This is a genomic window from Streptomyces sp. CBMA291 (genome assembly GCF_014596525.1).
In the GTDB taxonomy this organism is placed as follows: Bacteria; Actinomycetota; Actinomycetes; order Streptomycetales; family Streptomycetaceae; genus Streptomyces.
Genome location: NZ_MSJP01000011.1, coordinates 15,746 through 40,524, shown reverse-complemented (window position 1 = coordinate 40,524; position 24,779 = coordinate 15,746). Strand labels below are relative to the sequence as shown.

The following is a 24,779-nucleotide window of genomic DNA, read 5'->3' as shown; positions in this document are numbered from 1 at the left end:
ATCATGTCCAGTTGGTTGGTCATCGACCGCCTCGATGACGGCCGCTGATGTACCCCATCCTGGAGGCTGAGCTTGCGGCGCCGTGCCGCTGCCGACGGGCCTCGTCGGGGATCGCCTCAACAGCGGTGAGCGCATCAAGGACGTTCTCGGTGCTTGGGGCTGGGCGGCCGACTTCGTTCTCGTAGTCGGCGAGGACGGCCTTGATCAGAGTGCCGAGCCGGGTGATCCGGGGATCCGCGAGCGGTGCCCTGGGGACTGCAACGTACTGTCGGTGCAGGTCCCACTCGGATACGCCGAGGGGAGGGGGCGCGGGATCGACCTTGGCCCACTGCCGGGTGTCTGGATCTTGGGCTGCGACGTGAAGCCAGTACCGGCGTTCCATGTAGGTGAAGTCACCGATGACGTAGTGCGTGCCGTCGGGTCCTCGCCAGATTGCCGAGTGGTCGACCACGAAGATCTCGCGGAGCGAATTGGCGTGGTGCTGTACCTGGGTGAGGAGGTCGATGACACCCGCCGTGGGGAACCCAACGGCTTCCATGTAGCCAGTCAGTCCACGCCGTTCGGCAAGGGCCTCGTGTACTCGGGTGGGTGCCTCTTGGTGCAGCGGCGTCGTGGAGAGACGGCGGTCGGCACCAACACGCTCAGCGTATTCGGTCAGCCGTTCGTTGTGAGTGAAGGTATCGAGGGAGGCAAGGGCGAGAGCGGCCTGGTCGAGCGGCTGGTAGAGCATGTCGACGTAGTCGAGAGTGCGTTGGTCTCCTGAGGCCAAGCTCGACGAGAGATGTTGCGGCGTCGGTTCGAGCTGCGGTTCGTCGAGGATGACCGCGCCGTACAGCAGGCTCAGGTACAACTCCAGCCCCCTGGTGCGGGAGCAGTACCGCTCCGTGAGGAGCAGGGCTCGGCCAGATGTGCCTTGCCGGGCAAGCCGTAGGTAGTACTCGGGGGATGTACTCACTGGCAGGGGGAGTATGGGATCGGTTGTCACAGAGGCCTCCTGGTTGCAGGATCCACGATGTGCGCCGGGGCTGTCTCGGGGTTGGTCGGCTTGTACGGAGCGAATTGGAGCCGGGCGACCACTGGGGTAGCGGTGGGCGGGTAAAGGCCAGCGCTCCACGCTTGGCGGTAGGTGGCAGCCACGGTGGCAACGGCGTGGCGCAGGGCGGCCGTAGGGGTGGCTCCGGTCTGGGTGAGGGTGCCGAGGTCGGCCAGGAGGTCCGGGGTGAGGGGCATGGCGACGCAGGGCACGGACGGCGTCGCGACGGTGTCGCGCGACACCGTCGCGGGGTTCGGGTCCGGCGTCGGAGAAGCCGGAGCCGGTATCGCGCGGTCGTGTCGCGGACGCCGGAGACGGTGTCGCGGCCGGTGCCGCGCGGGCCGTCGCGGCGGTGCCGACGAGGGGCGCGGCGAGGGGCTGTCCTGGGAGGCGGCGCGCGCCAAGGCCTTCGCGTCGCGGTGGACCGTGTCCTTGGTGACGCCGAGGGCGCGGGCGATGTCGCGCTGGGAGACGCCATCGTCAAGGTACTTGGCGACGCGGGCGCGACGGGCCGCGATGGTGGTGGCGGTGGTCACGATGCCTTCCGGGGGAGGTGCTCGGCGACCAGGAGGCCGAGGGCGGTTCGGGCGAGACCGGGCATGACGGTGGTGTGGTGCGCGTCGTACTCGGCGGGGGTGAGGAGCAGTCCGCAGACCTCGCAGTCGACGTAGGCGGCCCAGTCCGTCAGGCCGAGTCCGAAGGCGTTGCACGAGGGGCAGGGTGCGGTCATCGGGCGGCGGCGGGGTTCGGTGTGCGTGATCGCCCGCGCGCACCGTACGAGGTCGTACAGCTCGGCGTTCATGAGCGCGACCCACGGCGCGCGGACGACGTGGTCGAGGTGCCGGGTGAGGTAGTCGGCGTACGGGGCGCGGGAGTTGATGGGCGGAAGGTCGTGGCCGAGGTCGTCGGCGAGCTGGTCGGCCCAGGCGTGCAGGACGGCGTGGATGGGCGTGGCACCGGTCTGGTCGGGGGCCGATGCGGCGTCCCGCACGGGGCCGGGCGCGGCCGGGCCGAGCAGGGACACGATGTCCCCGCGCGCGGGGAGCGGCGAGTACGCGCGGCCGGCCCCGCCGCGCCCCTCGGCGGGGCGGGATCCGGGCTCCAGCAGTGCGGTGAGGAGCACGACCTGGCGGGGGATTTCGCCCAGCCACCCGCGCAGCCGGTGCTCGCACCGGGCGCAGGCCGTACGGGCCGTTTCGGTGGAGTAGGCGCAGATCAGGCAGAGGGCCACAGGCGCTCCCGGTAGCTGTCGAGGACGGTCAGGAGGGCGGGGCCGCAGCTGGCGGTGTCGGCGGTGTCGCCGAGGATCCAGCGGTCGGCCAGGTCCGCGACGTCGGCGGCGAAGTCACGGGCAGCCTGCCCGCGGACGGCGCGCTGCCGGGCGGAGCGGTACGCGGCGTGCTGCCGGGCGCGGTCGGCAGCCATACGGCGAACGGTGTACGGAACGTCGGGCCACGTCGGGGCGCCGCACGCCTGCCGGGCACCGACCAGGTAGCGGGCGAGCCGCTCAACGTCGTCGAGGGCCTGGGCCCGGTCCCGCTCGGCCTCAACGATCGCGGTCTCGGCCGCCCGCACCCGCGCCCGCTCCTCCTCCAGGGCGCGCTCCAGGCCGACGAGGGTGGAGCGCAGTGCGTCGGCCGCAGCAGCCTCGGCGTGCCCGTACTCGACGAGCAGCGCCCGCTCGGCGGGGGTCAGCCGGTCGGTGCGCCCGAGCAAGCTCAGGAAGGTGGCGCGGCGGTCCGTACGATCCTCCGCGCGGGTCTTGCGGACGGCCATGGGCAGATGGGACATCAGAGCCCCCTCTCCTTCTCGCTCTCGCGGCCGTCGCCCGCGTCGGCACGGCCCATGGCGGTGAGCAGGGCCTTGACGGTGACGGTGTGGTAGCCGGGGCGTCCGGCGACGAGCTGCTCGACGGCGACCAGGCGGTGGTGCGCCTGGCGGGCGGCGTCCGCGAGCGACACCGGGCCGCCGTCCGAGATGGGGCTGGTCGTGTCGATGGCGATGCGGTCGCGCTGCTGGATCAGCTCGTCCCGCTCGGCGCGCAGCCGGGCAGCCTCGGCGCGGGCGTACAGGCGGGTGGCGTGGTCGGCGCGGGTCTGCCACGTCGGGCCGGTGGGCTGCTCGGCGGTGGTGTGGTGGTCGGCGAGGCGGCGGAGGCGCTGCGCGAGGCCCGTCAGGGCGCCGATGGCGGTGGCGCACTCCATGGTGTCGGGGAACAGCTTGGCGCCCTCGTCGGCCTCACGGGCAGCGTCGAGGTAGGTGCTGCGGCGGAGGGCAGCCTCGGTGAACTGGTCAGGTGTCATCGGGTCTTCTGGTCCTTGAGCGCGGTGGTGCGGGTCTGGTGAACGTCGTGGCGGCGGGGCCGGGTGCCACCGTGGGAGGTGCACAGGGCGCCGGCGGGCGATCCGCAGGTGGGGCAGGGGACGGCGAGGGCGGGCAGTTGGTGCGCAGCGGGCGCAGGGTCCGTCTCGGCCGGGCGCACGGGCGTGTCGTGGACCGGGCACGGCCGCCCGGTGATCCGGGACTTCGTGCAGTTCTTGGCGGGCGTCTCGGCACCGGGGCGCAGCGGAGCGGTGGGGGCGGGGGGCTGTGTCACGGGGTCGGGTCCTGTGGTGAGCGGGTGGCCGGGAGGGGGAGCAGCCCGTGCTGGAAGCCGAGGGCGACGGCGTGGGCGCGGACGGGGGCACGGGTGCTGGTGGTGACGTTGAGAGCGGTGTACAGGCGGCGCAGGCACTCGGTGGCCTGCGCCGGGCTCATGCCGAGCGCCTGGGCGAGCGCCGCGTTGCCGAGGCCGTCGGCGAGCAGGGCGAGGGCCTGCCGCTCCCGGGAGGACAGGACGATCGGCCGCCGGGGCTCGGGGGCGAGGCCGGCCATCCACCCGTGCCGGTAGGCGATGGCGACGGCGGCTGCGGCGTTCGGCGCGCCGATCCTGGCCCGCAGCCGCAGGATCCGGCCGCGGACGGTGGCGGTCGGGGTCTGGGTTGCTGCCGCGATCTCCGCGACGGCCCGGCCGCGTGCCAGTCCGGCGAGGACCGGCAGGTCGCAGGACCACAGCAGCGGGGCGGCCCGGACACGGCCGAGGTCGACCTGGACGCTCCAGCCGTCGGCACGCAGCGCGGCGAGCGCGGCGTTGCCGAGCTGCTCCGCGTCGGCCGGGCTGAGGCGGGCGCCGAGGAGCGTGGTGGCGGTGGCGGCGATGACCGCGGCGGCCTCGATGTCGGGGGAGCCGGGGGCGGTCACAGGGTCCACCGCCAGGGCGCCGGGCGGACGCCGGTACGCCGGGGGGTCGGGGTGTGCCGCCGGGGCTGGGGGCGGGCGCAGGTGGCGGCGTGGGGCATCGCGCGCCACTCGGCGCCCTCCAGGGTGGGGCGCTCGCTGGTGAGGACGCGGACGCGCAGGCGGCCGGTGCCGTCGGTGTAGGCGCCGAGGTTGCCCGCGGGGTCGGAGGTCGGGTTGATGGCCTGGCGGCGTCCGGCGGCGGTGTAGGCCCAGCGGACGGCCTGACCGCAGCTCGGGCACGGCTCGGCGCCGTGAGGTGTCGTCATCGGGTCTCCCGGGGTGGGTGATGGGTGATCAGCCGGTGCGGTCGTGGGCGGCTGCGTCGAGGCAGTCGGGGCACGGGCCGGGGCCCTCGGCGTGGTAGGTCCGGCCGCAGCCGCAGGTGCGCTGTGGGGCGTACGGGTCGACCTGGGGCCACGAGCCCTGACGGGCCGGTGGGGCGCTCGGGGGCCGGGCGGGGGCCCTGGAGGGCACGGAGATCATGAACGCGCCCTGAACGGGGACCGAGGGCTGCTGGGGGGTGGGCTGGGTGCGGCGTTCGCACCCGGCGCACACGAGCCGGTCGGGCCGGATCACCGGCTGCCCGCAGCCGCTCGCGCAGCGGCGGTGGTTCTCCTGGTCGCCGCTCGTCTTCTTCTCGCTCGCGCGCCCGCGCACGTCCTGTGGTTGAGGTACTACCTCAGCCACCTCATGGGGTAGTACATGGGTACTTCCTGGGTGTTCGGGGGACTGTCCCCCGACCCCCCCGGGGGACAGTCCCCCGACCCCCCTCGGGGGACTGTCCCCCGACCCTTCTTCCTCCGACCCCAGGGGACTGTCCCCCGAGGTCTGCTCCTGTGGGGTCGGGGGACTGTCCCCTGGGGTGGGGGTGTCCTCGGCGGCTGCCGAGGCGGCACGGGCGGCAGCGCGGGCGGCCTTCGCGGCCCGCGCTTCCTTCTTCTTCTGCTGCGCGATCCAGACCATGCCCGCGGCCCGCTCCCAGTCGGGGGCGGGGCACACCAGCAGGGCGTACTCGACTGCCCGGCCGGGGGCCGCCTGGACGACGGTGACGACCCCGGCGGCGACGGCCGCCCGCAGGTAGTCGCGGACGTCTCGCTGGTCGCTGCGGGCGGCGGTGGCGATCTGGGTGATCGTCACCGCCGCGCCGTCGCGGGCGTACCGGAGGTGGCCGTCGGCGGAGGCCAGGACCCGCAGGACGTACAGCGTCGTCAAGAACCCGCCGACCAACGGCCGGGGCAGAGCCGGGGCCCACTGCCGGGCGAGCGCGTTACCCCAGGCGTGCGGCACGCTGCCGCCCGTCTGCCGGGTCTGCTGCTCGTCGTCCACGGGTGCTGCCTCTCGGGATGGTGGTGCGTGGTGGGGCATGAGGGGGCGGTGCCGTGCGGTCAGGCCGTGTCAGGCCGTGCGACCTTCCTGCGGAGGTGGCGCAGGATCGGGGCCGGGATCGTGAGGGTGATCTCGGTCGTGCCCCACCGAACTCGCGCGTCGGGGCGGCTGATCCAGCCGCGCGCCTCCAGGTGGTTCAGGGAGGTGACGACCTGGCCCTGGGTCAGGGCGCAGCGACCGGCCAGGCGGCGGACGGGCGGGCGGGGGTCGGCGAGCTGTCCGGTGTCCCAGTCGGCCCCGGCCGCGACCGTGTACCCGACGAGCTTGGCGTTGGGGTGCAGCGTGCTCCCGGTGATCCCGCGCTCCCACAGGGCACGGAACGGCCCGTCGGCCGCGCCCGCAGGCTCCTCGGGCGTGGCGGACCGGGCGGACGGGGAGGGCGGCAGCGGGCGCGGGCGGGGGGCGAGGCGGGCGAGGTCGGCGGGCGTCGGGATGCTCACGGGTGCTCCAGGTCGGTAGGCGAAGGGGGCGCGGGGGTACGGCGGTTGAGGTAGGAGCCGGGCGGCCAGCCGGGGCCGGGCGGGGCCTCGGGCCGCCCGGCGAGGGCGGCGGGGGTGTGCCGGTCGCAGCACCAGCCGGTCACGTAGAGACGAGCGCGGAGAAGGCCGTGTCTGCCGACGTGGTCGCACGCCGGGGGACGGCGGCGCCGGGTCACGGCCGGTCCCGGACCGTGCCGCAGCGGTGGCACACGACACGGCCGGGACCAGCGGGGTAGTGCTCCGTCTCCAGGTGCCCGCACCGGGGCGTGTGGCAGGCGAGCCACACGTACCGCTGCGGCACCGGGAGGAGCGGCGAAGGCGTTCGACGCCGGGGGCCGGGGCGGATGAGTCGCCGTACGGCGCGGGCCGCCGCCGCCGCGACGCACACGGCGCCGACGGCGGCGGTGGCCGCGCCCAGGACGAGCAGCGCGATCACGGCCAGGGCGAGGCCGTCACGCACAGCGGTCCTTGAGCGCCCGGACTTCGGCGAGGGCCAGGCCGTAGGCCTGGCACGCCCCGGGGCAGTACCAGCGGGCGGGCTCCCGGGACTCGGGCCACGAGACCTTGAGCATCCGGGCGGCGGGCTGCGGCGCCGAGGCGAGGTCGCCGCACCCCGCCGCCCCGCAGGACCGGCCGGTCGGCACCAGCGTCGGCACCGACGGTTCGCCGACGGCGCCGCGGTTCCAGGCCTGCTGCGCCGCCGAGGCCCCCGCCCGGCCAGCCGCTCGGGCCTTCACCTGGGCGTTGACCGCGTCGCGGCACGGCTGGCAGTACGGCACCCCGCGCTTGCGATGCTGGGAGTACCCGCGAGTCGTGCCGTGGTCGATCGTGTCGGGCGAGAGAAGGGAAGCGGTCATCCGTACATCTCCATCTCGTCTTCCTCGGCCTGCTCGCAGTCCGGGCACCCGCAGTTGGTCCAGGAGCCGTCGATGAACTCGGCGTGACACTCGTCATCCGGCCCGTCGACGGTGGTGAGCGGCTTTCCGTCCTCCCCGTACTCCGGCGGGCGCGCCGCCGGGACGGTGACGAGGGACGCGTCCTGGCCGCAGCCGGGACGCCGACAGCGGGTCGAGGTGCTGCCGTAGGGGCGCAGCCACTGGTTGCCGCACGTGACGCAGACCATGAGTGACTGGGTGTTCAGGTCGGAGGGGCAGCCGCACGCGTTGCGCGTGCCGCCGCACTTCTCGTTCGGACAGAAGTCCGTGGGGTCGGTGGCCATCAGGGACGCTCCCGGCGCCACTCGACGGTCATGTACCGAGAGCCGTCCCTCGTGAGGGATGTCGCCACCTGGACGTTGATCTCGGTCGGCATGACCAGTCCGGGCACGTGCGCCCACTCCAGGCACTCGGTGCCGCGCGGGAGTTCACCGGTCCAGATGTCCGGGAGCCAGCCGCCGAGCTGCCGGTAGCGGTGCCCGTAGAAGTCGGGTTCCAGGTCGCGGACGGCCGGGGCGAGCAGCTGCACGGAGCCGTACACGGCGAACCGGACCTCACCCTGGGGCGCGTGGTAGGGCGCGGGGGTGGACTCGCCGACCGGTGCGGTGTCCTTCCCCCGCTCCGCGATGTCGGCGAGCAACCTGTCCCGCTCGGCCAGCAGGTCACGGATGTCCCGGTCCAACTGCTCCGTCGTGCGGTAGTGGTACTGGCCCGCGCGTATCTCGTCGACCCGCCCGGCGGACAGGAGGCCAGGCAGACGGACGGGGGTCACCACGAGATCGCCGTGTTGGCGGCAATACCGAGGCCGAACGGAGGCGTCAGCGGGTCCACGGTCAGGTCACCGGTGGCTGCGGTGTACGTCCGGGGGCACGACCAGTCGGCCTCGGGGAACGCGCGGCACAGCAATCCGAACACCGCGCGGGACTCGGCGGCCGTGGTCGTGGTCATGGCGCAGCCGCTCAGGTCGAGCAGCGCGACCCACGTACGGGGCCGGTCGTTCATGGTGATCGGCACCGTACGGACGCGGACCGTTCCCGGGGCGATCTCCTGGAGCTGCCGGGCCATGACGTTCACGAACCGGGCGCGGGCCCTGGCCCGCCGGGCGCCATGCACAGCCTGCGCAGCGCGCAAGCCGGGCTGGGTACTCTGGTGATGCATGGGTCTCCTTCGGGGGATCAGACGGGCCGTCCGGGCGCAATCCGGGCGGCCTGTTTTCGTGTGGGAGATCAGGCGATACGGCGACGCTTCGGCCGCGCCGGGATGCGGTGCATCTCCGCGATCTGGGCTCGGTCCTGGGGGCTGAACATCAGCCGGCGGCCCATGCGGTGGGCGGGAAAGCCACGGTGGTTCACGCCGTCACGGAGACGGCGGACGCCGATGCCGAGTCGCCGGGAGGTTTCGGCGACATCGGTGAAGTCGTCGGGCACGGTCACGGTGGCACGCATTCGGGTCACCTCATTCGGTTTCGGCCTCGCTGCAAGCGAGGAGCTGAGTGCTGCTGATCGGCAGGCCAAGGGCGGTGCGGAGGGCGTCGTAGTTCGGGGGACGCATGTTTCGACGAGCGCCGGTTTCCAGCCGCGAGAGATAGCTGGGGGTGATGCCTGCGCGGCGGGCGAGGTCGGCGATCTGGAAGCCCTGCGACATGCGGGTCCTCCTGATGGCCGCCCCGTCCATCTCGAAAATCGGTCGGGGTGCCTGCATGCGGAGAACCTAACAGAAGTTGCTAGCAACTTCTAGCAATAGTGGGTATTAACTAGCAGAAGCTGGCAAGAGATCGCATGTTCTCTTAAGCAGACCTCAAGGGACTGTCACGGAGTCGTAGAGGCTGAAAGCCGTTCCTGGCGGTACCTAGAAGTTCCTGGGAGCATGGGGGCATGACCATCCCCAGCCACGCCGACAGGCTGAGGCTTGCCAAGCTAGTGATCCATCGCCGCCGAGAACTCGGCTGGCACAAGGTGGATGCTGCCAAGGCTGCTGGCCTCACGCACACGACGTACATGCGCGTCGAGAACGCGCAGTCCGTGCGCGACGTCACCTACTCCGCCGTCGAGAAGGCATTCGGCTGGGCGCCTGGCGCGTGCCATGCCGTCCTCGAAGGGCTTGAGGAAGCCCCGCTGGCGGGCGATGTCGAGGGCGGCGCCCGGTTCGCGCCCGTCGTCAACATCGACGAGGAGGCCCGTCGGGCGGTTCAGGATGTGGTCATTGCCGTCACTCCGGAGATGCCGGCCGGGAAGATGGCCGAGCTTGAGAAGGGCATCGTGGAGATGCTCCGTCAGCGAGGAGTGATCCCGCCCAGGGGGGAGGATGCAACCCCCCGGTAGTGCAACTTTCCAGCCGTAACGACATCGTTACGGTGGGTTCGATTTCATCTTGTGGCATATGCCTTTCGTTCGAACGCTCTGGCGTGTGATGCTCGCAGCTTCTGGGGTTCCATCGCACCGAAGGGAGGCCCATGCCCATGCACGAGTTCATCGCGTACGACCCTGGGCCGGGATTTATTGCCATGGCGGGCAGGGTCGGCGAGAGAGTCGTGTGCATAGCGACGCCGAAGGTTCACACGGACTTGACCGCCAGGCGGCAGGCGAGAGAACTGATGAAGCGTCAAGGAGAAGACTGTGACGCGTGCCAGCAGGTGAGTTGCCCGCTCCGTCAGGCCGTGTAGCAGTCACGAACAGGTGATCGGCAGTCAGGGGTGCCTGTCGGCCACCGTCCGCACCAGGAGGGCGGCACAGTGGCGTACGCGGAGAAGCGTGGCAAGACCTGGCGAGTCCGGTATCAACTTCCGGACGGCCGGTACGACTCCGAGAGCGGCTTCGAGACGAAGCAAGATGCCCTCGATCACGGCAGGGCGCAGGAGACCGATGTCCAGCGGAAGGTCTTCGTCAACCCCAAGGACGGTCGGCAGACCCTCGGGTCCTGGGCTGCCGAGTGGGTCAAGGTCATGGACGTCGCCGAGACAAGCGACCGAACTTACCTCAGCCGCCTCAACGCCGTGATTCTCCCCAAGTGGAAAGACACTTCCCTTGGCGACATCACCGCCACCGCCTACAAGGCCTGGCGCAACAAGCTCGCTGATGAGTACAGCAAGAACTACGTCGACGGCATCGAAGGCATGATGCGGATGCTCCTCGACGACGCCGTCGAAGAACGCCTCATCCCTTTCAACCCCATGCCCAGCAAGTCCAAGCGCCGTCGCGGCCGGCATGCGCCCGTCAACGCCGAGGACACCTATGTCTGGCCTACGCCGAGGCAGGCCCTGCTCGCTGCCGAGAACGCCCGCGCGCTCCGCGGCGACCAGTGGGCCGTCATGATCCTGACCATGGCCTACACCGGCATGCGCATGGGCGAGATCGCCGGACTCCGCCGTGACCAGCTTCGTCTGCTCGGTCTGGAGTACGGCAGACACCTCCGTGTGCAGTGGCAGGGCCAGTGGCTGTCGACCCATGCCAAGCATGATGTCGCGAAGGGGGAGACATGCGAGTCGATCGCCGGGCTCCGGCTCGCCGACCCGTCCCGCGCGGAGGAGATCGCAGAGCTGAACGAGATCGACGTGGACGCTCGCATCCGTGTCAAGCGCAAGATCCTCCTGCCCAAGGGGTTCACGCTCGTACCGCCGAAGTACAGCTCGTACCGAACCCTGATCCTTCCGCCGTTCCTCGCTGACCTCCTGGCCGAGCAGCTGGCTGCGAAGACTCACCACGCACTGGTCTTCCCCTCACAGCGTGGCCGACCGCTCCGGGTTGACGACCAGTTCTACGGCCGCTTCTGGCGTCCGCTCCTCAATGGGCAGGACGAGGAACCGAAGCGTCGCGGCCGACCCGCGCAGAAGGCGCTGCCAGCCGTCGCAGGAGTCGAGGACATGGTTCCGCACGGGACCCGGCACGGGCACAAGGTGTGGCTCGACGGGCAGGGCCACCCGCGGGTGGCGGTCGAGGAGCGGATGGGGCACAGGCTGAAGGGCGTGGAGGGCACCTACTCGCACACGTCGGGCGAGATGGAGCTTGCCATCGCTCAGGGGCTCCAGAAGCTGTGGAAGGCGTCCCAAGGGGGCGACGAGGCGATGGGTGAGAACTGGGCGCACCGCCGGTCTGGGTGAGCTTCTCCCGCCCCATCTCCCATTCCTCTCCCAAAGGATCTTGAAAACAGGAGCGGCCCGCCCGGAATGACCGGACGGGCCGCTCTCATTCGCCCTCTGACCTGGCATCGAGCAGTGGGCGGCAGAGGCCTGGATCAGGCCTTCTTCGTCTCCCAGAAAATGCGGTCGATCTCGGCGATGAGCTCCAGCGCCTTCTCGCCCGTCTTCGGGTCCGTCGACGCCTTGGCGGCCGAGAGGGCCTTCAGGGTGTCGTTGACCAGCTGGTTCAGCTCGGGGTACTTCTCGAAGTGCGGGGCCTTGAAGTAGTCGCTCCAGAGCACCGAGACGTGGTGCTTGGCCAGCTCCGCGCGCTGCTCCTTGATGACCGTGGCGCGGGCGCGGAAGTGCGGGTCCTCGTTGGCCAGGTACTTCTCCTGGACAGCCTTGACCGACTCGGCCTCGATGCGGGCCTGGGCCGGGTCGTACACGCCGCAGGGGAGGTCGCAGTGGGCGCTGACCTTGACCTTGGGGGCAAACAGGCGGGAGAGCATTGAGCCGTCCTTCCTCGTGATCGTCTTCTCAGGTGCGACATTACTCGGTGAGAAGGGTGTTTTCGCGGGCGCCCCCTGGGGCTTAGGTCAAAAGTCCAGGGTCATCATCGGACTCGTGTACGAGTGAATTGGTCGGTGCGGCGGTCGTCGCCGGATCGGCCGGTACGCCGGTTGACGTTGGACGGGCCGGTACGTCTGATCGGCGGTACGTCGGTCGGCGTCCGGGTCGTGGCGTGAGGCGGCGGACGAGTGGAACGGGAGGTGCCCGATGAGGGAAACGGGGCGGGAGCCGGTGCGGGAGCGGGTGGCGGAGGCCGGGGCGCCGTTCGGGGTCGCCGAGGTGACGGGGGTGTCGATGGTGCCCACGCTGCTCCACGGCGACCGGCTGTTCGTACACTACGGCGGCCGACTGCGGCCCGGCTGCGTGGCCGTGCTGCGTCATCCGCTCCAGCAGGACCTGCTCATCGTGAAGCGGCTGGTCGAGCGGCGGGACGGCGGCTGGTGGGTGCTGGGGGACAACCCGGACGCCGAGGGGGACAGCCGGGTCTTCGGGGCCGTACCGCCCGAGCTGGTCCTCGGGCGGGTGCGGGCGCGGTACCGGCCGGTGACGCCGGGGCGTCAGCGGTCGCCGGGGGTGACGCTCTCCTGGCTGTTCTCGGCGCTGAGGCCCGTCGGGTCGTCCCGCTCGGTGCGGTCGGCCTCCAGGCGTTTGCGGGCCCGGTAGGCGGCCACGTTGGCGCGGGTCGCGCAGCGGTCCGAGCAGTAGCGGCGGGAGCGGTTGGTGGAGGTGTCCAGATAGGCGTTGCGGCAGGGCGCCGCCTGGCACAGGCCGAACCGGTCCGGGCCGAACTCGGTGAGGTGGAAGGCGAGGCCCATCGCCGAGATGGCCGCGTATCCGGTGGTCGCGTTCGAGGAGTGGTCGGCGAGGTGCATGTGCCAGCGGGGCCGGCCCTCCTCGTCGAGCGTCTCGTGGCCGGAGATCTGCGGGCTGACCGGGAACTCGAGGAGCAGGGAGTTCAGCAGGTCCACCGCCCCCGTGTGGTCGCCCTCGTCGGCCGCGGCGAAGACCGCCCGCAGCCGGGTGCGCACCGAGCGGAAGCGGGGCAGGTCCGCCTCGGTGACCCGCCGGGCCATCTGGGCGGCGGGGCCGAACAGGTCCCTGAGCACCTCGACGGAGGTCAGGGTGTCCTTGCCGCGGGCCGGTTCCTCGGTGTTGACCAGACGCACGGCGAAATCCGAGTAATGGGCCAGTTCCACTTGTAGTCCTTACTTCGGCGGGCTAGTGTCTCGACCGGGAAGGGGTAACGGCTGTTACCCCTTCGAGGGTATTACGAATGCGGGGAGGAACGACTGTGACCGGAACCGACTGGGCGGCCTGGCAGCAGAGCTGGGACCGTCAGCAGGAGTGGTACATGCCGGACCGTGAAGAGCGGTTCCGCGTGATGCTCGACATGGTCGAGGCTCTGGTGGGACCGGAGCCCCGGGTACTCGACCTCGCCTGCGGTACGGGAAGTATCACGGATCGGCTGCTCCGGAGGTTCCCGAAGGCGAGCAGCACCGGTGTCGATCTCGACCCCGCCCTTCTCGCCATCGCCGAGGGGCACTTCGCGGGCGACCCGCGCGTCACCCTCGTGACCGCCGACCTCAAGGACCACGAGTGGGTCAAGCGGCTGCCCCATGACTCGTACGACGCCGTGCTCACCGCCACCGCCCTGCACTGGCTCCACAGCGAGCCGCTGACCGCCCTCTACGGGCAGCTCGCCGGGCTCGTCCGTGACGGCGGCGTCTTCATGAACGCCGACCACATGGTCGACGAGACCACACCCCGCATCAACGCGGCCGAACGCGCCCAGCGCCACGCCGTGATGGACCGGGCCAGGGCCGCCGGAGCCCTGGACTGGGCCGACTGGTGGGCCCTCGCCGCCAAGGACCCGGCCCTCGCCGAGCTCACCGCGCGCCGCTTCGAGATCTACGGGGAGCACGCCGACGGCGACGTGCCCTCCGCGCGCTGGCACGCCGACACCCTCCGCGCCGCCGGATTCGGCGAGGCCAGGACCGTCTGGGCCTCACCCTCCGACACCATGGTCCTCGCCGTGAAGTAGCCGGAGGACGGGACACGGCGTACGGGAACACTGCGTGCGGGATACGTCGTACGGCGTGCAGGTGCGGGAAACGGAAGGGGCGGTACGGGGATCCCGTACCGCCCCTTCCGAATGCCCCGGTGCCTGTTCCGGCGACGGGTGACGGGCGATGGGCGATGGGCGATGGGCGATTATGGAACTCGCCGGTATCCATAGGCCCCGCGCGGGGCCTGTTTGGAACCCGCCGCTATCTAAAGCACCTTGGACAGGAACGCCTTCGTCCGGTCGTGCTGGGGGTTGCCCAGGACCTCCCTCGGGTGGCCCGACTCGACGACCACGCCGCCGTCCATGAAGACGAGCGAGTCGCCGACCTCGCGGGCGAAGCCCATCTCGTGCGTGACGACGATCATCGTCATGCCCGACTCGGCGAGGTCCCGCATGACGTCGAGGACGTCACCCACGAGTTCCGGGTCGAGCGCCGAGGTCGGCTCGTCGAAGAGCATCAGCTTCGGCTCCATCGCCAGCGCGCGGGCGATGGCCACACGCTGCTGCTGGCCGCCGGAGAGCTGGGAGGGGTAGTTCCCCGTCTTGTCCCGCAGACCCACCCGGTCGAGCAGGCGCTCGGCGCGCTCCCGCGCCACCGCCTTGGGCTCGCCCTTCACCTGGATGGGTGCCTCCATGACGTTCTCCAGAGCCGTCATGTGGGGGAAGAGGTTGAAGCGCTGGAAGACCATGCCGATGTCCCGGCGCTGGGCCGCGATCTCGTGGTCCTTCAACTCGTAGAGCTTGTCGCCCTTCTGGCGGTAGCCGACCAGCCGGCCCTCGACCGAGAGCCGTCCGCCGTCGATCCGTTCCAGGTGGTTGATGCAGCGCAGGAAGGTCGACTTGCCGGAGCCGGAGGGCCCGACCAGACAGAAGACCTCGCCGTTGCGGACCTCCAGGTCGATGCCGCGGAGGATGTGGGCCGAGCCGTAGGACTTGTGGACGCCTTCGGCCTTGACCATGGGCTGGCCGGTCATCCGGACACCGCCGATCGCTTGAAGGTGGTCAGGTTCGCCGAGATGCGCTGCCATGGGGTGGGCGGCAGGTTACGGGTCGAACCGCGGGCGAAGTGGCGCTCCAGGTAGTACTGGCCGACGCTGAACACGCTGGTCAGGGTCAGGTACCAGATGGAGGCGACGAAGAGCATCTCCATCACGGCGCCGGCCGTGTTGCCGATGTTCGAGGAGGCGCGCAGCAGTTCGGTGTACTGCACGGCCGAGACCAGGGACGAGGTCTTCAGCATGTTGATGAACTCGTTGCCCGTCGGCGGCACGATCACCCGCATGGCCTGCGGGAGGACGACCCGGGCCATGGTCTTCGTCTGGGACATGCCGAGCGCGTGCGCCGCCTCGGTCTGTCCCTCGTCGACCGACTGGATGCCGGAGCGGACGATCTCCGCCATGTAGGCGCCCTCGTTGAGGCCGAGGCCGAGCAGCGCCACCATGAACGGGATCATGACGTCCACGGTCTCGTTCTTGTAGATCGGTCCCAGGTCGATGTACTGGAAGATCAGCGACAGGTTGAACCACACCAGCAGCTGCACGTACACCGGAGTGCCGCGGAAGAACCAGATGTAGAGCCAGGAGACCGCGCTCGTCACGGGGTTCTTCGACAGGCGCATCACCGCGAAGAGGACACCGAGGACGAGACCCAGAGCCATGGAGGCGATGCTGATGAGCACCGTGTTCCACAGTCCGCTGAGGATGGAGGCGTCGAACAGCTTGTCCCACACCGTGTCCCAGATGATGTTGCCCTGGGAGAAGGCGTAGGCGAGCCAGGCGAGGAGTACGACGACCACGACGGCGCTGACCCAGCGTCCGTAGTGGCGCACGGGTATGGCCTTGATCGCCTGGTAGGGGACGCCCTGGGCGCCGGGACCGGCCGGGGCGGCGACCGGGTCCTTGCTGATCTTGTCAGTCATGACGACTGCCCTTCAGTGGAGCGGTAGGTCACTATCCGGCGTTGACGGTGGCCGACTTGACGGCGCTGTCCTCGACGTTCCACTTCTTCAGGACCTCGGCGTACGAGCCGTCCTTGATGGTCGCGTCGAGGGCTTCCTTGAGGGCGTCGCGCAGCTGCGGGTTCTTCTTGGAGACGCCGATGCCGAAGAGACCGACGTCGCTCTGGTTGCCGACGACCTCGAAGTCGTTGCCGCCGCCGGAGGTCTTCGCGCTGTACGCGGCGACCGGGTAGTCGTTCAGGTCGGCCACCGCGCCGCCTGCCTTGACGCGGGTCATGGCCTCGGCGTTGGTGTCGAACGCCTGGATCGTCAGCTTGTTCGCGCCGCACTTCTCGGCCTGGGCCTTGAAGGTGTCCTCGTAGATCGTGCCGCGCTGGACGGCCACGGTCTTGCCGCAGAGGTCGTCGAGCGAGTTGATGCCCTCCGGGTTGCCCTTCTTGACCAGCAGGGAGACGCCGGAGCTGAAGTAGTCGACGAAGTCGATGCCCGTGCCGATCTTCTTGCCGTCGTCGTCCAGACCCTCGCGGCGCTTCTTGTTGTCCGTCATCGAGGACATGATCAGCTGCTGGCGACCGCTGTAGATGGAGGTGATCAGACCGTCGAAGGTGCCCGAGACGAACTCGAACCTGATGCCCAGCTTCTTGGCCATCGCCTGGGCGATGTCGATGTCGACGCCGACGATCTTCCCGTCCTCGGTGAACTCCATCGGCGCGTACGAGGCATCGGTGCCGATCTTGACGACACCGGCCTTCTGGATGTCGGCGGGCAGCTTGGAGAAGAGCGGGGCGGAGTTGGCGGAGGCGGGCCCCGCGCCCTTCGTCGGGGCCGTGGAACCACTGTCGGTCTGGTCGCCACAGGCGGTCAGCAGGACGGAGCCGGCGACCGCGAGGGCGGTGACCGCGGCCAGACGGGACGTGCGGGCCTTGGCGGTCGTACAGCGCGCGATGCGTGCGGGCATGATCGGGTTCCTCCGGCGTATGAGGGAGTTGCCAGGCAGGTCACGAACACGTCTTCGGACGTCGTGACCTCGTGTGATTACGGCATCCTGCCATTTGGACCGGCTTAAACAAGCTCTTCCGGATGTCAAAATCGGGTAACGGGTGGCCGCCGATTGTCGTTGCCCCCTTGTTTCGGGGCCGAACCTTCTTCTGGACACCCCCTGTCCTGCCGAAAGATTTACTGCCGGTCTCGCCATGCGGACGACCGGAAGGCCGCTAATCGGCGGCGGAGGTCATCTGTTCGGACATTCCATGACGTGTCGTGCTCCATCCGCGTCCGGATGAGGGGGGTATGAGTCACATCACCGAGCGGTTACGGACTCGTCTGCGGTGCCCCCTGTCCGGTAAGAAGGATCCTTACACCCCTCATCCGGGGCTCAGGGCGCGTTGTGCGGCGCGCCCGCGCGACTGCCAGACACGGCGGCCGCGGTGCCTCCCCACCCCTCCTCAACCGGGAGTGGCCACCCTCAAATGAAAAGACTTAAGGGGTCAACCCAATGGCAGCGGAGATCGTCAATCCTCGCAACGACAGTGGTACGGAAGGAGCTCCCGAGGAGCCCTTCGATCCTGTCTTCGCCCTCCACCGGGGCGGCAAGATGGCCATTCAGGCCACCGTCCCCCTCCGGGACAAGGACGACCTGTCCCTCGCGTACACGCCCGGCGTCGCCAAGGTGTGCACCGCGATCGCGGAACAGCCCGAGCTGGTCCACGACTACACCTGGAAGTCCCAGGTCGTCGCCGTCGTGACCGACGGCACCGCCGTGCTCGGCCTCGGCGACATCGGCCCGGAGGCCTCCCTCCCGGTCATGGAGGGGAAGGCCATCCTCTTCAAGCAGTTCGGCGGCGTGGACGCGGTCCCGATCGCCCTCGCCACCACCGACACCGACGAGATCGTCGAGACCGTCGTCCGGCTCGCGCCCTCCTTCGGCGGCGTCAACCTGGAGGACATCTCGGCACCCCGGTGCTTCGAGATCGAGCGCAGGCTCCAGGAGCGGCTCGACATCCCCGTCTTCCACGACGACCAGCACGGCACGGCCATCGTCACCCTCGCCGCCCTGCGCAACGCGGCGAAGCTGACCGGCCGGTCCCTCGGCGACCTGCGCGCGGTCATCTCCGGCGCCGGTGCGGCCGGAGTCGCCATCGCCAAGTTCCTCCTGGAGGCCGGGCTCGGGGACGTGGCCGTCGCCGACCGCAAGGGCATCGTGAGCCGTGACCGCGAGGACCTCACGGACGTCAAGCGCGAGATCGCCGATCTGACGAACAAGGCGGGCATCAGCGGCACGCTGGAGTCCGCGCTGGCCGGTGCCGACGTCTTCATCGGCGTCTCCGGCGGTACGGTCCCGGAGGCGGCCGTCGCCTCCATGGCCCCGAACGCCTTCGTGTTCGCCATGGCCAACCCGACCCCCGAGGTCCACCCCGATGTCGCGCACAAGTACGCGGCGGTGGTGGCGACCGGTCGTTCGGACTACCCGAACCAGATCAACAACGTCCTCGCGTTCCCCGGCATCTTCGCCGGCGCGCTCCAGGTCCGGGCCTCCCGGATCACCGAGGGCATGAAGATCGCCGCGGCCAACGCGATCGCGGACGTCGTCGGCGACCAGCTCGCCGCCGACTGCGTCATCCCGTCGCCGTTCGACGAGCGGGTCGCCCCGGCGGTCGCCACCGCGGTCGCCGCCGCAGCCCGCGCGGAGGGCGTCGCCCGCCGCTGACGCGCCATCCGATGCCGCGGTCCGGCCGGACGCGGCATCCGTACGCCAGAGGGCTCCGTTCCGTAGGGGGAACGGGGCCCTTCGGCGTACCGGGCCGGTCGGTCGTGCGGGTGGGGGGCGTTCGCGCTCGCGTGCGCCTGGGTGTGGGCGTTCGCCTGGGCGTGGGCGTGGGCGTGGGCGTGGGCGTGGGCCTGGGTGTGGGCCGTGCCGGGCTTGCTGTCCGTGCCGACGCGGGTCGGGCCGACGTGGGTCGTATGGGCGGGGGGTCGTATCGGCGGGGGCGTGTCGGACCGGCCGTCCGCGTGGGTGGGGGAATGGCGGCGCGCCGGGCGACACGGGTCACAGCGGGGTGTGGTTCCCTGCCCGTCCACGGGCCCCTAGGGTCGGGGCCATGTTCGCTGCCTACGCCGCCAGAATCGACCGCGACCAGCCCCTGAACGGCCTCGAACTGGGCGAACGCCCCGAGCCCGAGACCCGGCCCGGCTGGACCACCGTCACCGTCAAGGCCGCCTCGCTCAACCACCACGACCTCTGGTCGCTGCGCGGGGTCGGGCTGTCCGAGGAGAAGCTGCCGATGATCCTCGGCTGCGACGCCGCGGGCGTCGACGAGGACGGCAACGAGGTCGTCCTGCACTCCGTGATCGGCCAGACGGGTCATGGAGTCGGACCCGACGAGCCCCGTTCCATCCTCACCGAGCGCTATCAAGGCACCTTCGCCGAACGGGTGACCGTGCCCCGCTGGAACGTCCTGCCCAAGCCCAGGGAACTCTCCTTCGAACAGGCCGCCTGTCTGCCCACCGCCTGGCTGACCGCGTACCGGATGCTCTTCACCAACGCGGGCGTACGGCCCGGCGATTCGGTGCTCGTGCAGGGCGCGGGCGGCGGGGTCGCCACCGCCGCCATCGTCCTCGGCAAGGCGGCCGGTCTGCGGGTCTTCGCCACCAGCCGCGACGAGGCCAAGCGCAAGCGGGCCGTGGAACTCGGCGCCGTCGAGGCGTACGAGCCCGGCGCCCGGCTCCCGCACCGGGTGGACGCGGTCATCGAGACCGTCGGCGCGGCGACCTGGTCGCACTCGGTCAAGTCGCTGCGGCCCGGCGGCACGCTCGTCATCTCGGGCGCCACCAGCGGCGACCGGCCCCCGCACGCCGAGCTGACCCGGATCTTCTTCCTGGAACTGAAGGTCGTGGGCTCGACCATGGGGTCCAAGGACGAGCTGGAGGACCTGCTGTCCTTCTGCGCTGCCACCGGCGTCCGCCCCGTCGTCGACGAGGTCCTGCCGCTGGACCGGGCGCGGGAGGGCTTCGCACGGATGGCCTCCGGCGAACTCTTCGGAAAGATCGTGCTGACGACCTCTTGATGACACGTCAGTACAGCTGATGGGATCTCCGGCACGCGAAAGGTGAACATCGCTCACATCCTTGTGCCGGAGGTCTTCCTTGCTGCGAACCACTCTTGCCGCGACCACCGTCGTCGCCGCACTGCTCGTACCGACGGCCGCCCACGCCGGGACGGCAGGCACGGACGGTCCCGGCGGTACGGCCACCCCGGGCGGCGCCACCATCCCCGCCCTCACCGACGCGCGGGGCCGCACCCTCACCCTGCGCGGCTGGAACATCGAGGACAAGGCCCACCGGGGGGACGCCGCGCTCTCCGCGATCACCGAGCGCCACTTCCGCGACATGCGGGCCAAGGGCTTCAACTTCGCTCGCCTCCTCGTCTTCTGGGACGATCTGGAGCCCCGTCCCGGCCAGTACAGCCAGAGCTATCTGAAGAAGATCGGACGCATCCTCGACTGGGCCGAGAAATACGACGTCAAGGTCCTCATCGACGCTCACCAGGACGTCTTCGGAACCGCGTTCGGCCATCGGGGCGTGCCCGTCTGGGCGACCAGGACCGACGGGCTGCCCTTCACGCCCGACCCGGACGACTGGTTCGCCGAGTACTTCCAGCCCGCCGTCCAACGGGCCTTCACCCACCTCTACGAGGACGAGGACCTGCGGCGCGCCCAAGCCCGGATGTGGCGCGTGCTCGCCGACCGCTTCGGGGACCACCCGGCCGTCCTCGGCTACGACCTGATCAACGAGCCGATGGGCGAACTCCGGGAGGACGAGGACCTCGCGACGGCCGCCCGGCGCATCGAACGCGACCAGCTCACCCCGCTGTACAACCGGCTCGCCGACGCCATCCGTTCGGTCGACCGGTCCACCTGGGTCTTCGTCGAACCCACCCCGATCGTGGGCGAGGGCGTGCCCACCGGACTCGGGCGGATCGACGACCCGAAGGTCGTCTACGCGCCGCACTTCTACAACACCGGCATGGAGGCGGGCGCCGACTACGACCCGGCGGCGGGCTGGATCGAGAACTACGAACAGGCGGTCACCCTCTACCCCAAGCAGTTCAAGGTCCCCGTGGTGGTGGGGGAGTGGGGCCCGCTCAACAACTCCCTTCCGCGCATGAACCGCTTCTACCGCGAGGCCATGGCCTCCCTCGGCCGCTACAGCTCCGGCTGGGCCGGCTACGTGTGGTGCTACGGCGGCGGCTACTGCGCGGTCGACGACACCGGCACCTTCCGTACGAACAAGGAGCTGACCGCCGAGCCGTACGCGGAGGCCGTCGCGGGCACGGTCCGCTCCGCCGCCTACGACCCGGCGACCGGCGTCTACCGCCTCGCCTACGACTCCGGACGGCGCGGTCCCCGGGTCACCGAGCTGTCGCTGCCGCCCGGCGACTGGCGGGTGACGGCCCGGGGCGGGGCGCTCGTCCTGCGCACGTCCCCGGGCAAGGCCCGGGTCCTGGCCGCTCCCGGGGCCCGGGTGACCGTCTCGGTCACCCGGGGCTGAACCCCGCCCCGCCTCCTACGCTCTTCGCCGGGACCGCAGCAGGCCCGTGATCCCGACCGCCGCCGCCGACAGGCGGTCGCGGGTCTCGGCCAACTGCTCCTCGCTCACCCCGTGGTCACGGGCCGCGTCCCTGATCTCGTCACGGAACCGGTCGAGGAGCCGGTCCAGATCACGGGCCGGATCGCCCGTGCCCTCCGTGTCCCGGGCCCACTCGGGGGCGTCGCCGGGCGGCGCCGGGGTGTACGTCGCCTCCTTGGCGCCCGCCTTCGGGCCCGCCGTGCCCGACACCAGTCCGCCGAGCTGGGACGTGATGTCGGAGATGCCCTCCCACACGCCCTTCGGCCAGTCGCCCCGCGAGAAGCGGTCCTGGACCTCCTCCTGCACCTGCTGGGCGATCCGCTGGAACTCCTTCGCCTGGCGGCGGGCCGACTTGGCCTCGGCGCGGGCCTGCCGGGCCTGCTCCTTCCACTCCTGACCGACCCGGCGCAGATCCTCCTTGGCGTCGGCGAACGAGGAGGACTCCGTCGTACGGGCCTGGCCCGCCGCCGCGCGCATCTCGCTGCGGAGCCGGCCGGCGGCGCCGCGCACGTCATCGCGCATCTCCGCCGCCAGCTCCGACACCGACTCGCGGATCTCCCGCTCCAGGTCGTCCAGCTCGCCGCCGCGCCCGGCCAGCTCGGCGCGGCCCGCTTCCGTGATCGAGTAGACCTTCCGGCCGCCCTCGCTGGCGTGGGTGACGAGGCCCTCGGCCTCCAGCTTGGCGAGTCTCGGGTAGACCGTGCCCGCCGAGGGTGCGTACAGCCCCTGGAAGCGCTCCTCCAGGAGGCGGATCACCTCGTACCCATGGCGGGGGGCCTCGTCGAGCAGTTTGAGCAGATACAGACGCAGGCGGCCGTGCGCGAAGACGGGCGGCATGTCAGAGCACCTTTCCGGACGCGGAGGGGGAGGGAGCGGAGCCGGTGTCCCCGTCCGGCTCGGGGCGGCGGAGCAGGGCGATGGAACCGGAGACGGTGGTGGCCTTGAGCGTGCCCCGGCCGGAGCCGAGGGTGCCGGTGACGGACTTGGTGCCCCATTGGCCGCCCACCCGCAGATCCTCGAAGGCGGTCGACACGGAGCCGCTGGTGGTGCTCGCCTCCACCCGGGCGTCGGCCGGGTGCGGGAGCCGGATGGCGACCTCGCCGGAGACGCTCGCGAGCCGGATGTCCGCCGGCGGCCCGTCGAGGTCGGCCGGGTCGAGGTCGATGACCATGTCGCCGCTGACCGTCTCGGCCTTCACGGAGGCGCCCGAGCCCTCGATCACCGTGACGTCCCCGGTCACCGAGTTCACCCGCAGGGCGCCCGTGACCGACTGGGCCTCCAGGCTGCCCGAGACGCTCTCGGCGCGGACCGGACCGGAGAGCCCGAGGAGCGTGGTGTCCCCGGTGACACCCCGGACCTCCGTCCGCCCTCTGATGCCGGTCACCACGGCCTCGGCGCCGACCACGCCCACCTCGACGTCGGTTCCGGCGGGGACGGCGACGGAGACCACGACGCGACGGCGGAACTCCTTGTGGTCGAGCCACTTCAGGATGCTCTTCCACTGGAGGTCCTCATAGCCCACGGTCAGCGTGGAGCCCTCCTGCGACACGATCAGCGGCGGGCCTTCGATCTCGCTGATCTCCACCCGGGCGGAACTTTCCTCCGTCCCCACCACGTTCACCGCGCCGTTCACGACGCGGACCCGCAGCCGGGTCACGGGCTCGGCCGGGGCCAGCTTCGTCGGCTCGGTGACGGACCACTCTGTCATGGTGCTGACCTCCCGTTTCGACAACGCAACATATCGCGTCTCCTGCTGAACACGATATATCGCGGCCAAGTGAAGTCAACCCTGACTCTTCCCTGACAGGGTGGGGGGGGCGATCGGTGCCGTACACGGACAAACTGGCTAGCGTAGGGCTCATGAACGCGACAACCGGACCGAGCCCCGCCGGGGCGCTGCTGCTCTGCCGTGCCGACCTCCCGACGGTCCGCCCACCGGCCCAGCTGCTCCGCGAACGACTGCTCCTCGCCCCCGCGGGTGACGGCTGGAGCGTGCTCGTACCGGAGGGAAAGCCCTGGCTCCAGGGCGGCGAGTCCGTCGAACAGGTCGTCACCGGCTGGGCCACCGCCCTCGCCGTCTCGGCCGCCAGCTGGCCGGTCGTCGCGCTCTGGTGGGACCGCGACCGGGCCGGGCTCACCCTCGCCTCAGGCTTCCGCCGGACCGTCGGCTACACCTGGCTCGCGGACGGCACCCCCGTCGGCGAGGACGAGGCCATGCACACCTTCGCCGGGCGGCTCGCCCTCGATCCCGTCCTGGACGTCCAGGACCTGGAGTCGCTCACCGGGCCCGACCCGGAGGCGGACGCCGCCAGCAGGCTCCTCGGCGTCGTCGCCGTCCTCGGGCGCACCGGGCTCGCCCTGCCCACCGGGCTGCTCCCCGGCGAGAACGCCGACCGGCTCCGCTCCGTGGCCCTCGCCGAGGGCGCGGAACAGCTCGAATGGCCCGGCTGGCGCGATGCCGTGCGCGCCGAACTCGACGTGGTGGAGGAGGGCCCGCTCGGCCCGTATCTACGGGGTCCCCGCGCACGCGTGCTCGCCGGTGCGCAGCTCGCGGCGGGGGTGCCGCTGATGTTCTGGGGCATCGGCCGACGCAGCGGCGGCTGGACGACGGCGGGGGCGCTGCTCGTCGCGCACGGCACGCTCGGTCTGCTCTACGACCGGCTGCGGGCGGGCTGACGGGGCGGGACCCTCCCGCGCGTGCGGCGCGATTGGCCGATTCACGCCAGGCGTCAACGAGGGGCCGAAATCACCCTCCTCGCGCGTGCGTACGGAGGTCTCTCGTGCGGGGGGAGTGGAGGGGCCGCTTCACGGCTCCTTCGCGCGCCTACCCAGGCCTTGATGCGGGCAAGGGTCCTGTCCGTAAGCGGCACCGTCCCCTCGCGCGCGTGCCCAGGCCACGGAAGGCCTTGCACGGACAGGCACCCGGGCGTCAAGCCCCCCGCACGCGTACCCAGGTCCCGGGGAGACGGTCGGCAGGTGAGCGCTGGCCGGGCGCCTTTCCCGGTCACCGGTCCGCTGTTCTCCCGTCACCGGCCCGCCGCTTACCCGGTCACCGGCCCGTTCACCCGGCCACCCGTTCGCCGCTTCCTACTCGTCCTCGTCCTCGTCGTCGTCCAGACGGGCCAGCCAGGTGGCGAGGCGCTCGACCGGCACCTCGAAGTCGGGGTTGAGGTCGACGAAGGTCCGCAGCTGCTCGGCGAGCCACTCGAAAGTGACCTCCTCCTCGCCGCGCCGCTTCTCCAGTTCCTCGATGCCACGGTCGGTGAAGTACATGCGTTCAGGATAGGCGTACCCCTCACGTCCCCTGTCGCCTGTCGGTCCCACCCACTAGCC

At 70.9% G+C, this 24,779-nt stretch carries 34 protein-coding genes; 8 read left to right on the top strand and 26 right to left on the bottom strand.

Going from position 1 to position 24,779, the window contains the following annotated elements; all coding sequences use genetic code 11:
• Positions 1 to 19 precede the first annotated feature (19 nt).
• The 18 genes from BU197_RS02775 to BU197_RS02690 all read right to left on the bottom strand — a co-directional run bounded on the left by BU197_RS02775 (position 20) and on the right by BU197_RS02690 (position 8,813).
• Complete coding sequence (locus BU197_RS02775) at positions 20 to 985, bottom strand: hypothetical protein (RefSeq protein WP_188266547.1); 966 nt, start codon at positions 983 to 985, stop codon at positions 20 to 22.
• Positions 982 to 1,569 (bottom strand): helix-turn-helix domain-containing protein, encoded by a 588-nt coding sequence (locus BU197_RS02770; RefSeq protein WP_188266546.1) that lies wholly within the window; start codon positions 1,567 to 1,569, stop codon positions 982 to 984. The genes BU197_RS02775 and BU197_RS02770 overlap by 4 nt, the downstream gene beginning before the upstream one ends.
• The gene (locus BU197_RS31200) at positions 1,566 to 2,264 is read right to left on the bottom strand and encodes a hypothetical protein (protein WP_188266545.1); all 699 of its coding nucleotides are present in this window, start codon (positions 2,262 to 2,264) and stop codon (positions 1,566 to 1,568) included. The genes BU197_RS02770 and BU197_RS31200 overlap by 4 nt, the downstream gene beginning before the upstream one ends.
• Positions 2,249 to 2,824 (bottom strand): hypothetical protein, encoded by a 576-nt coding sequence (locus tag BU197_RS02760; RefSeq protein ID WP_188266544.1) that lies wholly within the window; start codon positions 2,822 to 2,824, stop codon positions 2,249 to 2,251. The genes BU197_RS31200 and BU197_RS02760 overlap by 16 nt, the downstream gene beginning before the upstream one ends.
• A complete protein-coding gene (locus tag BU197_RS02755) occupies positions 2,824 to 3,336 on the bottom strand; it encodes a hypothetical protein (protein ID WP_188266543.1) in 513 nt (170 codons plus the stop codon). Before BU197_RS02755 ends, BU197_RS02760 begins: the two co-directional genes overlap by 1 nt.
• On the bottom strand, positions 3,333 to 3,629 hold the full coding sequence (locus tag BU197_RS02750) for a hypothetical protein (protein WP_188266542.1): 297 nt from the start codon (positions 3,627 to 3,629) through the stop codon (positions 3,333 to 3,335). The genes BU197_RS02755 and BU197_RS02750 overlap by 4 nt, the downstream gene beginning before the upstream one ends.
• Complete coding sequence (locus tag BU197_RS02745) at positions 3,626 to 4,273, bottom strand: helix-turn-helix transcriptional regulator (protein WP_188266541.1); 648 nt, start codon at positions 4,271 to 4,273, stop codon at positions 3,626 to 3,628. The genes BU197_RS02750 and BU197_RS02745 overlap by 4 nt, the downstream gene beginning before the upstream one ends.
• Entirely contained in the window at positions 4,270 to 4,578 is a 309-nt protein-coding gene (locus tag BU197_RS02740) for a hypothetical protein (protein ID WP_188266540.1), read from the bottom strand. The genes BU197_RS02745 and BU197_RS02740 overlap by 4 nt, the downstream gene beginning before the upstream one ends.
• Positions 4,579 to 4,606: 28 nt before the next feature.
• Complete coding sequence (locus tag BU197_RS02735) at positions 4,607 to 5,638, bottom strand: hypothetical protein (RefSeq protein WP_188266539.1); 1,032 nt, start codon at positions 5,636 to 5,638, stop codon at positions 4,607 to 4,609.
• Between the two features lie 59 nt (positions 5,639 to 5,697).
• On the bottom strand, positions 5,698 to 6,138 hold the full coding sequence (locus tag BU197_RS02730; RefSeq protein WP_188266538.1) for a hypothetical protein: 441 nt from the start codon (positions 6,136 to 6,138) through the stop codon (positions 5,698 to 5,700).
• Positions 6,135 to 6,281 carry a hypothetical protein gene (locus tag BU197_RS02725; protein ID WP_223183168.1) on the bottom strand — a complete coding sequence of 49 codons (147 nt, stop codon included), beginning with the start codon at positions 6,279 to 6,281 and terminating at the stop codon, positions 6,135 to 6,137. Before BU197_RS02725 ends, BU197_RS02730 begins: the two co-directional genes overlap by 4 nt.
• 68 nt (positions 6,282 to 6,349) lie before the next feature.
• Positions 6,350 to 6,637 carry a hypothetical protein gene (locus BU197_RS02720; protein WP_188266536.1) on the bottom strand — a complete coding sequence of 96 codons (288 nt, stop codon included), beginning with the start codon at positions 6,635 to 6,637 and terminating at the stop codon, positions 6,350 to 6,352.
• Complete coding sequence (locus BU197_RS02715; protein ID WP_188266656.1) at positions 6,630 to 7,034, bottom strand: hypothetical protein; 405 nt, start codon at positions 7,032 to 7,034, stop codon at positions 6,630 to 6,632. Before BU197_RS02715 ends, BU197_RS02720 begins: the two co-directional genes overlap by 8 nt.
• Positions 7,031 to 7,396, bottom strand: a complete 366-nt coding sequence (locus BU197_RS02710; protein WP_188266535.1) for a hypothetical protein — start codon at positions 7,394 to 7,396, stop codon at positions 7,031 to 7,033. The genes BU197_RS02715 and BU197_RS02710 overlap by 4 nt, the downstream gene beginning before the upstream one ends.
• Entirely contained in the window at positions 7,396 to 7,884 is a 489-nt protein-coding gene (locus BU197_RS02705) for a hypothetical protein (protein ID WP_188266534.1), read from the bottom strand. The genes BU197_RS02710 and BU197_RS02705 overlap by 1 nt, the downstream gene beginning before the upstream one ends.
• Complete coding sequence (locus BU197_RS02700) at positions 7,881 to 8,243, bottom strand: hypothetical protein (protein WP_223183169.1); 363 nt, start codon at positions 8,241 to 8,243, stop codon at positions 7,881 to 7,883. The genes BU197_RS02705 and BU197_RS02700 overlap by 4 nt, the downstream gene beginning before the upstream one ends.
• A gap of 95 nt (positions 8,244 to 8,338) precedes the next feature.
• On the bottom strand, positions 8,339 to 8,557 hold the full coding sequence (locus tag BU197_RS02695) for a hypothetical protein (protein ID WP_188266532.1): 219 nt from the start codon (positions 8,555 to 8,557) through the stop codon (positions 8,339 to 8,341).
• 10 nt (positions 8,558 to 8,567) lie between these two features.
• Positions 8,568 to 8,813: a helix-turn-helix domain-containing protein gene (locus tag BU197_RS02690; protein ID WP_188266531.1), complete on the bottom strand. Its 246-nt coding sequence runs from the start codon at positions 8,811 to 8,813 to the stop codon at positions 8,568 to 8,570.
• A 173-nt stretch (positions 8,814 to 8,986) separates the two neighbouring features.
• Here BU197_RS02690 and BU197_RS02685 point away from each other — a divergent pair, with 173 nt between their 5' ends.
• Both BU197_RS02685 and BU197_RS31195 read left to right on the top strand, forming a co-directional pair.
• Positions 8,987 to 9,433 (top strand): hypothetical protein, encoded by a 447-nt coding sequence (locus tag BU197_RS02685; RefSeq protein ID WP_188266530.1) that lies wholly within the window; start codon positions 8,987 to 8,989, stop codon positions 9,431 to 9,433.
• Between the two features lie 410 nt (positions 9,434 to 9,843).
• Complete coding sequence (locus tag BU197_RS31195; protein ID WP_188266529.1) at positions 9,844 to 11,208, top strand: LysM peptidoglycan-binding domain-containing protein; 1,365 nt, start codon at positions 9,844 to 9,846, stop codon at positions 11,206 to 11,208.
• 134 nt (positions 11,209 to 11,342) lie between these two features.
• Here BU197_RS31195 and sodN read toward each other — a convergent pair whose 3' ends face one another.
• A complete protein-coding gene (sodN, locus tag BU197_RS02675; RefSeq protein WP_041131199.1) occupies positions 11,343 to 11,738 on the bottom strand; it encodes a superoxide dismutase, Ni in 396 nt (131 codons plus the stop codon).
• Between the two features lie 268 nt (positions 11,739 to 12,006).
• On the opposite strand from sodN, the gene sodX reads away from it, so the two are divergent.
• On the top strand, positions 12,007 to 12,462 hold the full coding sequence (gene sodX / locus BU197_RS02670; RefSeq protein WP_188266528.1) for a nickel-type superoxide dismutase maturation protease: 456 nt from the start codon (positions 12,007 to 12,009) through the stop codon (positions 12,460 to 12,462).
• On the opposite strand, the gene BU197_RS02665 is transcribed toward sodX, so the two are convergent.
• A complete protein-coding gene (locus BU197_RS02665; protein ID WP_188266527.1) occupies positions 12,357 to 12,995 on the bottom strand; it encodes a CGNR zinc finger domain-containing protein in 639 nt (212 codons plus the stop codon). The two genes, sodX and BU197_RS02665, sit on opposite strands and share 106 nt — an antisense overlap.
• A gap of 77 nt (positions 12,996 to 13,072) precedes the next feature.
• Here BU197_RS02665 and BU197_RS02660 point away from each other — a divergent pair, with 77 nt between their 5' ends.
• Positions 13,073 to 13,840 carry a class I SAM-dependent methyltransferase gene (locus BU197_RS02660; RefSeq protein WP_188266526.1) on the top strand — a complete coding sequence of 256 codons (768 nt, stop codon included), beginning with the start codon at positions 13,073 to 13,075 and terminating at the stop codon, positions 13,838 to 13,840.
• A 230-nt stretch (positions 13,841 to 14,070) separates the two neighbouring features.
• Here BU197_RS02660 and BU197_RS02655 read toward each other — a convergent pair whose 3' ends face one another.
• The 3 genes from BU197_RS02655 to BU197_RS02645 are packed head-to-tail and all read right to left on the bottom strand — an operon-like array spanning position 14,071 to position 16,779.
• Entirely contained in the window at positions 14,071 to 14,838 is a 768-nt protein-coding gene (locus BU197_RS02655; protein ID WP_317452175.1) for an amino acid ABC transporter ATP-binding protein, read from the bottom strand.
• Entirely contained in the window at positions 14,835 to 15,782 is a 948-nt protein-coding gene (locus tag BU197_RS02650) for an amino acid ABC transporter permease (RefSeq protein ID WP_188266525.1), read from the bottom strand. Before BU197_RS02650 ends, BU197_RS02655 begins: the two co-directional genes overlap by 4 nt.
• Positions 15,783 to 15,813: 31 nt before the next feature.
• Positions 15,814 to 16,779 (bottom strand): ABC transporter substrate-binding protein, encoded by a 966-nt coding sequence (locus tag BU197_RS02645; RefSeq protein WP_188266524.1) that lies wholly within the window; start codon positions 16,777 to 16,779, stop codon positions 15,814 to 15,816.
• Positions 16,780 to 17,316: 537 nt separating this feature from the next.
• Between BU197_RS02645 and BU197_RS02640 the strand changes: the two genes are divergently transcribed.
• The 3 genes from BU197_RS02640 (at position 17,317) to BU197_RS02630 (ending at position 21,368) form a co-directional block, all read left to right on the top strand.
• A complete protein-coding gene (locus BU197_RS02640; RefSeq protein ID WP_188266523.1) occupies positions 17,317 to 18,528 on the top strand; it encodes an NADP-dependent malic enzyme in 1,212 nt (403 codons plus the stop codon).
• Between the two features lie 391 nt (positions 18,529 to 18,919).
• Entirely contained in the window at positions 18,920 to 19,885 is a 966-nt protein-coding gene (locus tag BU197_RS02635) for a zinc-binding dehydrogenase (protein ID WP_188266522.1), read from the top strand.
• Positions 19,886 to 19,964: 79 nt separating this feature from the next.
• On the top strand, positions 19,965 to 21,368 hold the full coding sequence (locus BU197_RS02630) for a cellulase family glycosylhydrolase (RefSeq protein WP_188266521.1): 1,404 nt from the start codon (positions 19,965 to 19,967) through the stop codon (positions 21,366 to 21,368).
• A 15-nt stretch (positions 21,369 to 21,383) separates the two neighbouring features.
• Here BU197_RS02630 and BU197_RS02625 read toward each other — a convergent pair whose 3' ends face one another.
• Together BU197_RS02625 and BU197_RS02620 are read right to left on the bottom strand one after the other, a co-directional pair.
• Positions 21,384 to 22,283: a helix-turn-helix transcriptional regulator gene (locus tag BU197_RS02625; protein ID WP_188266520.1), complete on the bottom strand. Its 900-nt coding sequence runs from the start codon at positions 22,281 to 22,283 to the stop codon at positions 21,384 to 21,386.
• Between the two features lies 1 nt (position 22,284).
• A complete protein-coding gene (locus BU197_RS02620) occupies positions 22,285 to 23,154 on the bottom strand; it encodes a DUF4097 family beta strand repeat-containing protein (protein WP_188266519.1) in 870 nt (289 codons plus the stop codon).
• Between the two features lie 152 nt (positions 23,155 to 23,306).
• Here BU197_RS02620 and BU197_RS02615 point away from each other — a divergent pair, with 152 nt between their 5' ends.
• Entirely contained in the window at positions 23,307 to 24,122 is an 816-nt protein-coding gene (locus tag BU197_RS02615; RefSeq protein ID WP_188266518.1) for a hypothetical protein, read from the top strand.
• A 411-nt stretch (positions 24,123 to 24,533) separates the two neighbouring features.
• Here BU197_RS02615 and BU197_RS02610 read toward each other — a convergent pair whose 3' ends face one another.
• Complete coding sequence (locus BU197_RS02610) at positions 24,534 to 24,719, bottom strand: DUF6104 family protein (protein WP_018102711.1); 186 nt, start codon at positions 24,717 to 24,719, stop codon at positions 24,534 to 24,536.
• Positions 24,720 to 24,779 lie beyond the last annotated feature (60 nt).